A 14144-nucleotide genomic window follows, 5' to 3' on the forward strand; every position below is an offset into this window, starting at 1 on the left:
GTTGTGCCGGTCCTACTGGCAGGTAACACCGGCAGGTAATCCATGCGCTGGCCCGTCGGCCGTCCCACCACCGTCCGCACGCGGATCGTTGCGCTCGCCCTCGCCCCGGCCGTCGCGCTGATGGCCCTGTGGAGCTTCGCCATGGTGTCCGTCACGGCGGAACTGCGCGCGCTGATCCGGCTGCAGGGGGTGTACGAGGACTTCGGCACCCCCGTGGACACGGCCATCGGGCAGATCCAGATCGAACGCCGGCTGTCCGCCGCCTACCTCGGCGCCCGCCTCGACACCACCGCCGCCGGTGATCTGCTCGGCCAGCAGCGCCGTACCGACCGGGCCGTCGACGCCATGCGGCAGGCGGTCCGCGGCGGCGACCGGAGCCGGCTCACGGAGCGGCAGCGGCAGTCCCTGGACGCCATGGTCGCCGCCACCGGGAAGCTGGAGGGGCTGCGCGAGCGCGTGCTGTCCCGGAGCATCACCTGGGACCGCGCGGTCGAGGAGTACGGCGCGCTCGTCGAACCCGGCTTCGACGTCGAGTCCACGCTCACCGCCCTCCAGGCCGGGCAGCTCGCCCGCGAGGCCCAGGTCGTCGTCGAGCTGGTGCGGGTACGGGAGTTCGTGTCCCGGGAGGACGCCCTGGTCGCCGGGGCGCGGGCGGCCGGGACCCTGACCGACGGGCAGTACGACGCCCTCACCGCGACCATCGAGGACCGGCGCGTCTTCGAGCGGACGTACGTACCGGACCTGCCCGCCGACTCGCGCGCGCTGTTCCAGGACTTCCAGCGCGGCCGGCTGCACCGCTCCCTGGTGCGCGGCGAGGACGCGCTGCTGCGGGCCGGGGCCGGACGGGCCGGGGAGGCCGTGGCGGCGGACACCTGGCGGTCCACCACCGACCGGGCCGTGCAGCGCTACATGCGGCTGTGCACCCGCTCCGCCGAGAACTCCGCGGCGCGCGGCCGGGCCTTCGCCTACCGCGAGCTGACCAAGGCCGCCGTCGTCGGCGCGATCGGACTGGCCGCCGTGGCGCTGTCGCTGTGGTTCGCGGTGCGGGGCGCGCGGCGCATCTCGCGCCGCCTGGAGACGCTGCGGGACGCCGCCGACCTGCTCACCACGCGGCAACTCCCGGACGTCATGCGGCGACTGAGCGCCGGTGCGGAGGTGGACGCGCTGGCCGAGGCGCCGCCACTCGCCGCCGACGAGATCCGCGACGACGAGATCGGCCAGGTCGGCCGCTCCTTCAACAGCGCAAGGCTGGCCGCAGTCGAGGCCGCCGTCCAGCAGGCCGGCCTGCGGCGGGGGCAGTTCGCGGTGCTGCTCACCATCGCGCGGCGCAACCAGGCGCTGGTGCACCGCCAGTTGAAGCTCGTCGACACGCTGGAGCGGCGCACCGACGACCCGGACGTCCTGCGCCAGCTCTTCCGCATCGACCATCTGACGACCCGCATGCGCCGGCACGCGGAGAGCCTGATCATCCTCTCCGGCGCGGCCCCCGGCCGCCGGTGGCGCGGGCCGGTGCCGATCGCGGACGTCGTGGCCTCGGCGGTGAGCGAGATCGAGGACTACGCGCGCGTGGTGGTGCCGCCGATGCCGGAGATCGGCGTCGCGGCGGACGCCGTCGCCGACGTCGTGCATCTCGTCGCCGAGCTCCTGGAGAACGCCACGGTGTTCTCGCCGCCGCACACCCAGGTCACCCTGCGCACCGGGCGGGTCGGCAGCGGCTTCGTCCTGGAGATCGACGACCGCGGGCTCGGCCTGGACGCCGACCAGCGCGAGGCGGCGCACCGCACCCTCACCGACCCCGACGCCTTCGACCCCACCCGCCACGACCGCCTCGGCCTCTACGTGGTCGGCCGCCTCGCCGCCCGCCACGCCATCGAGGTGACCCTCCGGGACTCCCCGTACGGGGGTACGACAGCGGTGGTGCTGCTCCCGGAGAAGGTCCTGGCGGAGCCGGAGCCCGCGGCTGCGCAGGTACGACAGCTGCCGGCGCGCGGGAAACCACCGGCGCCGGAGCCGCCCGCCGCCGAGCCGGGAACCGCACCGGCTCCGCCTTCGGAGCCGCAGCAACCCCGGCGGCCCTCTCCCGCCCCCGGCGGCGCCGCTCCCGCGCCCGCCCTCCCGACCCGTACCCGGCAGGCCTCCCTCGCCCGGGAGCTGCGGGACGAGCCGGTGGCCGCCGAGCGGGCCCCGGAGCGCGCGGCGGACCCCGACGAGATGCGGGCCGTCTTCGGGGCCTTCCAGCGCGGCCTGGAGCGTGGCCGCAAGGGGCTGCCCGTGACCGGCGACGCCCACGACACGCCCGCCACCGCAGACGAAGGGACGGACAGCGACGATGCACGGTGACGACCAGAGGCCCGAGAGCCAGGCCCCGCCCGCCGACGCACCCGGCACGGACCTCGGCTGGCTGCTCGACGACCTCGTCGCGCGCACCGACCATGTCCGCCAGGCCGTGCTGCTCACCGCCGACGGGCTCCCCCTCAGCTCCTCGGAGGGGATGCGCCGGCGGGACATCGAGCACCTGGCGGCCGTCTGCTCGGGCTTCCACGGCCTGGCCCGCTCGGCGGGGGAGCGGTTCGAGGCCGGGCAGGTGCGGCAGACCATGGTCATGCTGGAGGACGCCTACCTGTTCATCACCCCGGCCGGCCAGGGCAGCCGCCTCACCGTGCTGAGCGACGCGCGCACCGACGTCGGACAGCTCGCCCACGAGATGGCCCTCCTCGTCCGCCGCCTCGGCCACCACCTGGACGCCGCCACCCGCTCGGCCCCGTGACGCGGCCCGTGGGCGACGAGCACTGGTACGAGGACGAGACCGGGTCGATGGTGCGCCCCTACACCGTCACCCGGGGCCGCACCCGGCCCTCGGACCGGCACGCCATCGACCTGATGTCCCAGGTCACCGCGCTGGAGCCGGACGGCGGCGGGGCACAGCCGGCACTGGACCACGCCCGCGCCGCCCTGCTGGACCTCATCCGCCGCGGCGCGCGCCCCGTGGCCGAGCTGGCCGCGGACGCCGACCTGCCGCTGACCGTCGTCCGCGTCCTGCTGGGCGACCTGGCCGAGGCCGGGCTGATCCGCATCGACGAGCCCCGCCGCCCGCCCACCGGCGGCCCGGCCGCCGACCCCGGCCTGCTCCGCGAGATCGTCGAACGGCTGCGACAGCTCTAGAGTCCGGACGCCGGCCGGCAGAACCGGGACGTGCGGATCGGACCATTCGGAGGCCCGGCTGCCCCCGGCACGCCGGGCGAGCCGCGCAACGAATCGCCGTCCGGCCCCCTCGCCACGCAACAAACCGCGCACCGGCGCGCAACGGCTCCTTCTTGTCCGGCAGAGCGCGCCGACCGTACCGTCTAACTGACCCCAGACCACCCTCTTCCGGTGAGGACACGCATGCGCACCGCCCTGCTCCAGAGCTCCGGCCGCCCCGGCTCCACCGTCGAGAACCTCAAGGTCCTCGACGAGGCCGCGGGCCGGGCCGCCGCCGAGGGCGCCGCGCTGCTCGTCGCGCCGGAGATGTTCCTGACCGGGTACGCGATCGGCGACGACATCGGCCGCCTCGCCGAGCCCGCCGACGGCGACGCGGCGGACGCGATCGCCTGGCTGGCCTCCCGGCACGGCCTCGCCATCGCCTACGGCTACCCGGAGCGCGACGGCGACACCGTTTACAACTCCGCCCAGCTGATCTCCGCCGACGGCACCCGGCTCGCGAACTACCGCAAGACCCACCTCTTCGGCGGCTTCGAACGCGACCACTTCACCCCGGGCGAGCAGCCGGTCGTCCAGGCCGAGCTGGACGGCCTGACCGTGGGCCTGATGATCTGCTACGACGTCGAGTTCCCGGAGAACGTCCGCGCCCACGCCCTGGCCGGCACCGACCTCCTCGTGGTCCCGACGGCGCAGATGCACCCCTTCGAGTTCGTCGCCGAGTCGCTGGTGCCGGTGCGGGCCTGGGAGAGCCAGATGTACGTCGCGTACGTCAACCGCGTCGGCGCCGAGGGCGAGTTCGACTTCGTCGGGCTGTCCGTCCTGGCCGGCCCCGACGGCGTCGCCCGCACCCGCGCCGGACGCGGCGAGGAACTGGTGTTCGCGGACGCCGACCCCGACTTCCTGGCCGCCTCCCGCGAGGCGAACCCGTACCTGAAGGACCGCCGCCCCGGTCTGTACGGGTCCCTCGCCTGAACCCCCGAGCCTTCCCCCGAACCACCCCCGCGCAAGGAGTCCGTACCCCATGACGTCCACGGTGCCCAACGCCGTCGAGCACGCAGACGAGCAGCAGCCGCCGATCACCATGTTCGGCCCGGACTTCCCCTACGCCTATGACGACTTCCTCACCCACCCGGCGGGCCTCGGCCAGGTCCCGGCGACCGAGCACGGCACCGAGGTCGCGGTCATCGGCGGCGGCCTGTCCGGCGTCGTCGCCGCGTACGAGCTGATGAAGATGGGCCTCAAGCCCGTCGTCTACGAGGCCGATCAGCTCGGCGGCCGGCTGCGCACCGTGGGCTTCGAGGGCTGCGACGAGTCGCTGACCGCCGAGATGGGCGCCATGCGCTTCCCGCCGTCCTCCACCGCCCTGCAGCACTACATCGACCTGGTCGGCCTGGAGACCAGCCCGTTCCCCAACCCGCTGGCCGAGGCCACCCCCTCGACGGTGGTGGACCTCAAGGGCGAGTCGCACTATGCCGAGACCATCGACGACCTGCCCCAGGTCTACCGGGACGTCGCCGACGCCTGGAACAGGTGCCTGGAGGAGGGCGCCGACTTCTCCGACATGAACCGCGCCATGCGCGAGCGGGACGTGCCGCGCATCCGCGAAATCTGGGCGAAGCTGGTCGAGAAGCTCGACAACCAGACCTTCTACGGCTTCCTCTGCGACTCCGAGGCCTTCAAGTCCTTCCGGCACCGCGAGATCTTCGGCCAGGTCGGCTTCGGCACCGGTGGCTGGGACACCGACTTCCCGAACTCCATCCTGGAGATCCTGCGTGTCGTCTACACCGAGGCCGACGACCACCACCGCGGCATCGTCGGCGGCTCCCAGCAGCTGCCGCTGCGCCTGTGGGAGCGCGAACCGGAGAAGATCGTCCACTGGCCGTACGGCACCTCGCTGAAGTCCCTGCACGTGGACGGCGAGCCGCGCCCGGCAGTGACCCGGCTGCACCGCACCGCGGGCAACCGGATCACCGTGACGGACGCGGACGGCGACATCCGCACCTACAAGGCGGCGATCTTCACCGCCCAGTCCTGGATGCTGCTGTCCAAGATCGCCTGCGACGACTCGCTCTTCCCGATCGACCACTGGACCGCCATCGAGCGCACCCACTACATGGAGAGCTCCAAGCTCTTCGTCCCGGTCGACCGGCCGTTCTGGCTGGACAAGGACGAGGAGACGGGCCGGGACGTCATGTCGATGACGCTCACCGACCGCATGACCCGCGGCACCTACCTGCTCGACAACGGGCCGGACCGGCCCGCCGTCATCTGCCTGTCCTACACCTGGTGCGACGACAGCCTGAAGTGGCTGCCGCTGTCCGCCAACGAGCGGATGGAGGTCATGCTGAAGTCGCTGTCGGAGATCTATCCGAAGGTCGACATCCGCAAGCACATCATCGGCAGTCCGGTGACCGTCTCCTGGGAGAACGAGCCCTACTTCATGGGCGCGTTCAAGGCCAACCTGCCCGGCCACTACCGCTACCAGCGGCGCCTGTTCACCCACTTCATGCAGGACCGGCTGCCCGAGGACAAGCGGGGCATCTTCCTCGCCGGCGACGACATCTCCTGGACGGCCGGCTGGGCCGAGGGCGCCGTCCAGACCGCGCTGAACGCGGTCTGGGGCGTCATGCACCACCTCGGCGGCACGACCGACCCGTCCAACCCTGGTCCGGGCGACGTCTACGACGAGATAGCACCGGTGGAACTCCCCGAGGACTGACCCTGCGCGGTGGGCCCTGCTGGGCGTTCCGAGGGAGTGCCACCGGGCGGACGGCGAAGGAGTCCGCCGGCGGGGTCATACCCCCGCCGAGCGGGCCTTCTCGTAGAGCTCCGTCGCGATGTCCTTGAGTTCCTGGGCGTCGCGTGGAGCGGTCTGTAGGTCGAGGATGATCTCGTCCAGCCCGAGCTCGGCGTGCTGGACCAGGTCCGCCACGATCTGGTCGGCGCTGCCCCGGAACGGCCGGCGGTCCCCGCCTTCGTACGGCCGCGCCGCGTGCTCCGCGTTCACCCGCAGCACCGTCCGGATCGGCTGCTGCCGGCCGCGCTCGGCGGCCAGGTCCTGCAGCTCGGCCCACTGGGCGGCGACCTGCTCGACGCCCGTGGCCACCGGCAGCCAGCCGTCGGCGTGGTCGACCAGCCGCCGCTGCGCCCGCCCGCCGCTCGCGGCCAGCAGGATCGGGATGGGCCGGGCCGGCTTGGGGCCGACCACGGCCGAGGCGATCCTCGTCGTCCGGCCCTCGTACACCACCGGATCCGGGCCCCACACCGCCCGGCACACGTCGATCACCTCGTCCAGTGCCCGGCCGCGCTCCTCGAAGGGCGCTACGCCACTCGCCGCGTACTCGTCGTGGGACCAGCCCGTGCCGAACCCGGCGATCACCCGGCCGCCGCTCGCCGCGTCCAGCGTGGCCAGCGACTTGGCGAGGCGGAAGGGCGCGTGCAGCGGCGCCACCAGCACGCTGGTGCCCAGCCCGACGCGTTCGGTGGCGGCGGCCGCCAGGGTCAGGGTGACCAGCGGGTCGGCGACCGCCCGGTAGGAGTCGGGCCAGGGCAGGCCGGGGATGCCGTAGAGGCCCTGGGTGGCGGGTTCCGGGAAGAGGGCGCGCTCGTACACCCAGACGCTGTCGTATCCGATCCGCTCGGCGGCGCGCGCCACGTCGGGGACGTCCTTGCCGAGGTCGTACTGCCGATTCTGCGGGAGGCCGAGTCCGAGCCGGGTCGCCATGTGCGTTGAGCTCCTTCGCGATCGGGTGCGGCATCAACGTAGCGAGAGCAGAGCCGGGTTCCCGGGAGCCCGCGCGGGCCGGCCGGGCGCGCTCAGTCGGGGAGCGGAGTGAGCAGCATGCGACCCGCGAAGCCGACCGCCGCGTCCAGGCGCTCGGCGAACTCCTCGGCGACGTCCGCGCAGTGGCGCAGCGCCCACAGCGCCCTGGCCGCCGCCCAGCTCGCCTCCCGGGCCCGCTCCAGGCTCCAGGAGCCCAGCAGATGGGTGAGCGGGTCGGCGATCTGGAGCAGGTCGGGGCCGGGCATCAGCTCCTCGCGGACGTGCTCCTCCAGCGCGACGAGGAGGTCGCCCACGCGCTCGAACTCGTCCTCCAGCTCGGCAGGTTCGCAGCCGAGCGTCCGACAGGCGTCCACCACGGCGAGCGCCAGATCGTGCCCGATGTGCGCGTTGACACCCGCCAGCGCGAACTGCAGGGGGCGTACGCCGGGGTGGCGGCGGAACTGGAACAGCGGCCGCCAGCAGGCGGGCGGCCGGTGCCCCTCGGCCTCCGCGTCGACCGCCGCCAGGTACCGCTCGGCGAACCGCACGTCCAGCGCGCTCGCGGCCCGCGCGTCCGTGAACTCCCCGGCTGCCAGCCGCCGGCCGACCTCCTCGGTGACGGCGAGATAGACGCGGTTGAACACGGCGATCCCGTCCCGCTCGGGCAACTCCGCGTCGAGCGCCCGCATCCGTGCCAGCACGGTCTCGACGGGGGCGGTGACATGCTCCAACTGCGCCATGGAGGGAAGGGTCCCAGTCCCGTCCCGCCCGGCACGGCAACGAGCCCGCCGCTTCGCCGGAACGGGGGAACGGGCGGCGGTCCCGCGAGCCTCGGCGCGGCGTCCGAGGCCGGCCGCGACGGCACCGCCGCGTCCGCCTACGACTCGGCCCGCCGGGACTTGTCGTCGTAGGCGGACGTGCCCTCGTCCAGCAGCGGTTCCTGCTTCTTCAGATGTGCGGGGGCGAACGCCCGCAGCGCGTGGTAGCCGGTGATGACGACCAGGGTGCCGAGCGCGATGCCGCTGAGCGAGAAGTGGTCGGTGAACTTCATGGTGACGTTGCCGACGCCGATGATGATGCCCGCGGCCGCAGGCACCAGGTTCAGCGGGTTGCGCAGGTCCACCTTGGCGTTCAGCCAGATCTGCGCGCCGAGCAACCCGATCATGCCGTAGAGGATGACGGTGATGCCGCCGAGCACGCCGCCCGGGATCGCGGCCACGACCGCACCGAACTTGGGGCAGAGGCCGAACAGCAGCGCGAAGCCGGCGGCGGCCCAGTAGGCGGCGGTGGAGTAGACGCGGGTCGCGGCCATCACGCCGATGTTCTCGGAGTACGTGGTGTTGGGCGGGCCGCCCACCGCGGTCGACAGCACCGAGGCCACGCCGTCCGCCGAGATCGCCGTACCGAGCTTGTCGTCCAGCGGGTCGCCGGTCATCTCGCCGACCGCCTTGACATGGCCCGTGTTCTCCGCGACCAGCGCGATGACGACCGGCAGCGCCACCAGCACCGCCGACCACTGGAACGAGGGCCCGTGGAAGGAGGGCAGGCCGATCCAGTCGGCCTTGGAGACGCCGGACAGGTCCAGCCGCCAGTGGTCGGTGAGCCGACCGTCCGCGCCCACGGAGTGGATCTTGCCGAAGATCCGGTCGAAGGCCCAGGAGATGCCGTAGCCGAAGATCAGCCCCAGGAAGATCGCGATGCGCGACCAGAAGCCGCGCAGGCAGACGACCGCGAGCCCGGTGAAGAGCATCACCAGCAGCGCCGTCCACTGGTCCTGCGGCCAGTACGTCGACGCGGTCACCGGGGCCAGGTTGAAGCCGATCAGCATGACGACCGCGCCGGTGACGATCGGCGGCATCGCGGCATGGATGATCCGCGCGCCGAACCGCTGCACCGCGAGCCCCACCAGGAACAGCGCGGCACCGACGACGAGGACCGCGCCGGTCACCGTCGCGCTCGTACCGCCCTGGGCGCGGATGACGGCGGCCACGCCCACGAACGACAGGGAGCAGCCCAGATAGCTCGGCACCCGGCCGCGGGTGGCGAGCAGGAAGATCACCGTCGCCACGCCCGACATCATGATGGCCAGGTTGGGGTCGAGGCCCATGAGCACGGGGGCGACGAACGACGCCCCGAACATCGCCACCACGTGCTGGGCGCCCAGGCCCACCGTGCGCGGCCAGGACAGCCGTTCGTCGGGGCGTACCACCGCACCGGGCGCGGGTGTGCGCCCGTCACCGTGCAGCTTCCAGCGCACGCCGAGGTCCATGGTGGGGTTTCGCTTTCTGTGTACGTGAAGGGGGTCCGCACCATTGTCGGGGGCACCAGGCGGCTCTCCGCCCACCCGGTCCGGACGGTGAACGGTGTTCATGCAAGTGATCTCGCCCGCCGGGGGCGTCTGAGCGGTCGCTTAGAATGGTTCGCCCGGGGCGCAGGCCCCACCGTGATGTTCAGGAGCCCCCTGTGACCGCCGAAGCACCGACCGCGCCCCCCGTCTCCCATGGCCGGCTGATCCCCGTCACCGTCCACTTCGACGACCTGGACGCGCTCGGGCTGCTGCACAACGCCCGCTATCCGCTGATGGTCGAGCGGGCCTGGACCGAGCTGTGGAGCGGGCACGGCGTGCGCTTCGACGGCGACTGGCAGGCCGCGGGCGACGCCTGCAACGCGGTCCGCGAGCTGCGCATCAGCTACGAGGCGCCGGTGACCCGCCCGGGCACCTACGCCGTCCACCTCTGGCTGGAACGGCTCGGCACCACCGGCCTCACCTACGGCTTCCGCTTCTGCTCGGCCGACGGGATGCGGACGTACGCGCAGGGCACCCGGGTGCTGGTCCGGCTGGACGCGACCACGCTGCGACCGGCCCCGTGGAGCGAGGCGTTCAGGGCCGTGGGTCGGGAACTGCTGCGTCCTGCCGGCTGACCTCGCCCAGGGAACCGCGCTCGGCGGTGCGCAGCACGCCCGCGAACAGGGCGAGGCCGCACGCCAGCGCGGTCACCACGCAGAAGGAGACCATCAGGCTGGTCACCTGCGCCACCCCGCCGATCAGGCTGGGCGCGACCAGGCCCGAGGTGTACGTGATCGTCGCCACGCCCGCGATGGCCTGGCTGGGGTTGGGCCCGGCGTGCCCGGCCGCCGCGAAGCACAGCGGCACGACCACGGCGATGCCGAGCCCCATCAGCGCGAACCCGGCCATCGCCGTCGCCGGACGACCCGCCGCGACGATCAAGAGGCCGCCCAGCACCGCGAGGACGCCGCCGGCCCGGACGGTACGGACCGCGCCGAAGCGGTTCACCACCGCGTCGCCGGCGATCCGGGCCAGCGCCATCGTCAGCATGAACCCGGTCGTCGACGCGGCCGCCAGGCCGGCCGAGCTGTCGAGCCGGTCCCGCAGGAACACCGCCGACCAGTCCAGACTGGCCCCCTCCGCGAACACCGCACAGAAGCCGACCGCGCCGATCAGCAGGGCCGAGCGGGGCGGGAGCGCGAACCGGGGCGGTGGCTCCTCGTGCTCGGCGGGCTGGACGTCGAGGACCCAGCCGCAGGCCGGCACGCCGAGCACGGTCAGGACGGCCGCCGCGAGCGCGAAGTGCAGGCGGGCGTCCGAGCCGAGGTGCGCGGCGAGCGTGCCGGCGGCCGAGCCGATGAGCGCGCCCGCGCTCCACATGCCGTGCAGGCCCGACATGATCGACCTGCCGAGCCGCCGCTCGACCTCGACGCCCAGCGCGTTCATCGCGACGTCGGCCATGCCCGCGCTCGCGCCGTAGGCGAACATCGCCAGGCACAGCGTGTACAGGTTCGGCGCGAGGGAGGGCAGGATCAGCGAGAGCGTCCACAGCGCGATCAGCCCGCGCAGGGCCGTGCGGCTGCCGAAGGTGTGGCTGATCCGTCCCGCGAGCGGCATCGCGCAGGAGGCGCCGAACGCGGTGAACGCGAGGGCGAAGCCCAGTTGGCCGGCGCTGAGGGAGGCGTGGTCCTGGATCCAGGGCACGCGGGTCGCGAAGGAGCCGGTCACGGCGCCGTGCACGGCGAAGACGGCCGCCACGGCGTACCGGGCGCGCCTGACCTCCTCGTGCGAGAAGCCCGCGTCACTCATGGTCCCGTCCCTCCCGAGGAGTTGCCCCGCTGCGCCCCCGCAGTACCGCCGTAAACTATCAGGGAGCCTGCCTGATAGATAGTGGATATCCCGGCACTCCGCGTCTGGGAGGATGCCCGTCATGCCCGCATCACCGAGCACCGCCCGGGCCATCAACGACCGGCTGGCCCTGCGGCTTCTGCAGCAGGAAGGCCCGCTGACGGCCGGGCAGTTGAAGCAGCTGACCGGACTGTCCCGGCCGACGGTCGCCGATCTGGTCGAACGGCTCACCGCGTCCCGCCTGATCACGGTGGTCGGGGAGTCCGGCGAGCAGCGCCGGGGGCCGAACGCGCGGCTGTACGGCATCGTCGCCGACCGCGCCCACCTGGCGGCGCTCGACGTGCGCACGGGGGGCGTCTTCGTGCTGGTGTCGGACCTGGTGGGGCGGGTGCTGGCCGAGGCGTCGGTGCCGATCGGCGGGGACACCGGGACCGGGGCCGCCGTGGAGCGGGCGGTGGGGGCGGTGGAGCGGGCCCTGAAGGAGGCGGGCGCCGACCGGCTGCACACCGTGGGCATCGGAGCGCCGGGGCTCGTCGATCCCGCCGGCGGCGAACTGCGCGACTCCGGCGGCCTGCCCGCCTGGCACCGCCGGCTGGCCACGACCCTGCAGGAGCGGCTCCCGGAGGCACGGGTCACCGTCGAGAACGAGACCAACCTGGCCGCCCTGGCCGAACAGCGCGAGGGTGCCGCCCGCGACCGCGACACCTTCGTCCTCCTCTGGCTGGGGCACGGCGTCGGCGCGGCGGTCGTCCTCGACGGCACCCTGCGCCGCGGCGCCTCCGGCGGTACCGGCGAAATCGGATTCCTCCCCGTCCCCGGCACCGCATCCCTGCCCACGTCCCGCGACTGCGACGGCGGCTTCCACTCCTTGGTTGCGGCTGCGGCGATCGGGGACTTGGCGAGGAGGTTCGGGCTGCCGGCGGCGGATGTGCCGGACGGACCCGGGGTTGCGGAGGTGGTCCGCGGGGCGGTGGCGGCGTGGTCCGGCGAGGGGTCGGGCTCCGCGGTCGCCGAGGACCGGTCCGGCCGGCGTGACGATGCCGGGCTGCTGCCGACGGCCCAGGCGGCCGGTGCGGCGGCGGCTCCCGGGATGGCCGGGGGTGGCGCAGCCGGGCCGTCGAGGGCGGCAGGCGGTGCGGCCGACGCACGCACGGAGGGCGCAGCCCGCGAGACCGGGGTCGGCGGGCGCAGTGATGGCGGGCGGCCGGCCTCGGTGGCCCGCGCGGGTGCCGTGATGGGTGACCTCGCGACCGGCGGGGGTGGCGATGCCGGGCTGCTGCCGACGGCCCAGGCGGCCGGTGCGGCGGCGGCTCCCGGGGCGGCCGGGGGTGGCGCAGCCGGGCCGTCGAGGGCGGTGGCTCCCGTGGGCGGAGCGGGTGCGAACGGTGCGGCGGCCGACCCCGGCACGCGCGTGCGTGCCGATACCGGGCCCGTCGGACCGGCGGGTGCCGATCTGTGCCCCGGCGGCGACCGCGCCACGCGCGACGGCCCCGGCCCTCGTACCCCCGGCGGGCCGGCCGGGACGAGCGGCGGGTTCCGGACCGACGGTGGGTCGGCCGGATCCCTCTCCGATGCCGGGCGGTTTCTCGCGGTTCTGGCCGATCGGATCGCCGTAGGGGCCGCTTCCGTCGTCGCTGTGCTGGACCCCGGGTGCGTCGTGCTCGGTGGGGAGGTCGGGCAGGCCGGGGGACCGGTGCTCGCGGGACTGGTGGAGGAGCGGTTGCGGCGGATGTCGCCGCTGGCCACCGAGGTGCGGGCCAGCAGCCTCGGCGGCGCCGCGGTCCTGCGCGGAGCCCTGCTGACCGCGCGGGACCGGGCCCAGGACGACCTCTTCGCCCCCGCCGAGCAGCGCTAGGAGCTGTCCGGCGGATCAGGCCCTAGCCGAACCGCCGCTCCAGGTACTCCTCGAAGGTGCCCTTGCCCACCGCCTGTTCCGGGGTCAGATGGCCGCCCGCGCGGAAGGCGCGGTAGGTGGTGCCGAAGAGCGGGACGTTCAGGACCGGGCGGCGCCGGCCGGTCGCCCGCAGGTACGCGCGGGCCAGTGACTCGAAGGTGCGGACCTCCGGGCCGCCCATGTCCGGCACCCGCCCGGCCGGCCGGGCGACCGCCAACTCGGCCATCCGGTCGGCGACTTCCGCCACCTCCACGGGCTGGTCGGACACCCCGGCCGGCAGCAGCAGGACGGGCAGCCGGGCCAGCCCCCGAAGCAGCGTCACCGGCAGATCGTGGAACTGCGTGGCCCGCAGCACGGTCCAGCCGAGCCCCGATCCCTCCACGAGCCGTTCCACCGCGAGCTTGGTCCGGTAGTAGCCGAGCGGCACCCGGTCGACGCCGACGATCGAGATGTAGAGCAGGTGGCCCACCCCGGCCCGCCGTGCCGCCGCAATCAGATGCTCGGCCGCCTGCTCGTCCCCGCGCCGGCCGCTCGCGCAGTGCACGACCGTCTCGACCCCGTCGAGGGCAGCGTCCAGGCCGGCCCCGCCCTCGCGCAGATCGACGGCGTACGGCCGGCTGTGCCGGCTCAGTACCCGCACCTCGTGGCCGTCCGCCTGCAGCCGCTCCGTGACGAGCCGCCCGAGCGTGCCGGTCCCGCCGGTCACCAGGATCGTGGTCATGCGTTCTCCGTCCCTCCAAACCTGTGCGCCCCGGGCCGGGGCGCCCCTGTGTCCCATGGGACAGCGCAGCCACCGGAAATGTGACAGGGCCGGGCGGGATCCTGGCGGCCCGGCGGCGGGCAAGGGCCTTCGTCACCGCCGCCGGGTCCGTCCGCACCATAAAAGGACTAGACCAGCGGGTCAATGGTCCGGACTAACGGGTCGTCGGAAAAGTCCAGTGACGCGAGCTGTGAGCCACCCCACAGCATTCGCCCGCATGGACGGCTGGCGGCCGTGGCACACTGGCCCTGTACCAGAAGCAGCGCACTCCGGGGTCGGTGAAAGTCCGAACCGGCGGTTACAGTCCGCGACCCGGTCGCTTCCAGCGGCCGGTTGACCAGGTGAAATTCCTGGACCGACGGTTAAAGTCCGGATGGGAGGCAGTGCGCGG

11 protein-coding genes, 2 pseudogenes and 1 riboswitch are annotated in these 14144 nt (G+C 73.8%); of the genes and pseudogenes, 8 read left to right on the plus strand and 5 right to left on the minus strand.

The window, feature by feature from the left end; genetic code table 11:
- Positions 1-42 precede the first annotated feature (42 nt).
- From ACZ404_RS04185 to ACZ404_RS04205, 5 genes are all read left to right on the plus strand, one after another.
- Positions 43-2340 carry a sensor histidine kinase gene (locus tag ACZ404_RS04185; RefSeq protein WP_468435712.1) on the plus strand — a complete coding sequence of 766 codons (2298 nt, stop codon included), beginning with the start codon at positions 43-45 and terminating at the stop codon, positions 2338-2340.
- The gene (locus tag ACZ404_RS04190; protein WP_468435713.1) at positions 2330-2767 is read left to right on the plus strand and encodes a roadblock/LC7 domain-containing protein; all 438 of its coding nucleotides are present in this window, start codon (positions 2330-2332) and stop codon (positions 2765-2767) included. The genes ACZ404_RS04185 and ACZ404_RS04190 overlap by 11 nt, the downstream gene beginning before the upstream one ends.
- The gene (locus ACZ404_RS04195) at positions 2764-3162 is read left to right on the plus strand and encodes a DUF742 domain-containing protein (RefSeq protein ID WP_468435714.1); all 399 of its coding nucleotides are present in this window, start codon (positions 2764-2766) and stop codon (positions 3160-3162) included. The genes ACZ404_RS04190 and ACZ404_RS04195 overlap by 4 nt, the downstream gene beginning before the upstream one ends.
- 222 nt (positions 3163-3384) lie before the next feature.
- Complete coding sequence (locus tag ACZ404_RS04200) at positions 3385-4173, plus strand: carbon-nitrogen hydrolase family protein (protein WP_468435860.1); 789 nt, start codon at positions 3385-3387, stop codon at positions 4171-4173.
- A gap of 49 nt (positions 4174-4222) precedes the next feature.
- Positions 4223-5920: a flavin monoamine oxidase family protein gene (locus ACZ404_RS04205; RefSeq protein ID WP_468435715.1), complete on the plus strand. Its 1698-nt coding sequence runs from the start codon at positions 4223-4225 to the stop codon at positions 5918-5920.
- Positions 5921-5995: 75 nt separating this feature from the next.
- Here ACZ404_RS04205 and ACZ404_RS04210 read toward each other — a convergent pair whose 3' ends face one another.
- The 3 genes from ACZ404_RS04210 to ACZ404_RS04220 form a co-directional block, all read right to left on the minus strand.
- Positions 5996-6925 (minus strand): LLM class F420-dependent oxidoreductase, encoded by a 930-nt coding sequence (locus ACZ404_RS04210; protein WP_468435716.1) that lies wholly within the window; start codon positions 6923-6925, stop codon positions 5996-5998.
- A gap of 92 nt (positions 6926-7017) precedes the next feature.
- Entirely contained in the window at positions 7018-7704 is a 687-nt protein-coding gene (locus ACZ404_RS04215; RefSeq protein ID WP_468435717.1) for a DUF5995 family protein, read from the minus strand.
- Positions 7705-7841: 137 nt separating this feature from the next.
- Entirely contained in the window at positions 7842-9233 is a 1392-nt protein-coding gene (locus ACZ404_RS04220) for a uracil-xanthine permease family protein (protein ID WP_468435718.1), read from the minus strand.
- A gap of 194 nt (positions 9234-9427) precedes the next feature.
- Here ACZ404_RS04220 and ACZ404_RS04225 point away from each other — a divergent pair, with 194 nt between their 5' ends.
- Positions 9428-9886 carry an acyl-CoA thioesterase gene (locus ACZ404_RS04225; protein ID WP_468435719.1) on the plus strand — a complete coding sequence of 153 codons (459 nt, stop codon included), beginning with the start codon at positions 9428-9430 and terminating at the stop codon, positions 9884-9886.
- Here the strand turns inward: ACZ404_RS04225 and ACZ404_RS04230 are convergent.
- Complete coding sequence (locus ACZ404_RS04230; RefSeq protein ID WP_468435720.1) at positions 9846-11060, minus strand: MFS transporter; 1215 nt, start codon at positions 11058-11060, stop codon at positions 9846-9848. The two genes, ACZ404_RS04225 and ACZ404_RS04230, sit on opposite strands and share 41 nt — an antisense overlap.
- A 121-nt stretch (positions 11061-11181) precedes the next feature.
- Here ACZ404_RS04230 and ACZ404_RS04235 point away from each other — a divergent pair.
- A pseudogene (locus ACZ404_RS04235) lies at positions 11182-12078 on the plus strand (ROK family transcriptional regulator); the annotation flags it as partial.
- A gap of 651 nt (positions 12079-12729) precedes the next feature.
- Positions 12730-12954: pseudogene (locus ACZ404_RS04240) on the plus strand (ROK family transcriptional regulator); the annotation flags it as partial.
- A gap of 22 nt (positions 12955-12976) precedes the next feature.
- Here the strand turns inward: ACZ404_RS04240 and ACZ404_RS04245 are convergent.
- Positions 12977-13714: an SDR family oxidoreductase gene (locus tag ACZ404_RS04245; protein WP_468435721.1), complete on the minus strand. Its 738-nt coding sequence runs from the start codon at positions 13712-13714 to the stop codon at positions 12977-12979.
- Between the two features lie 299 nt (positions 13715-14013).
- Positions 14014-14144: riboswitch (FMN riboswitch) on the plus strand.

The organism is Streptomyces sp. NPDC030798 (genome assembly GCF_055572275.1).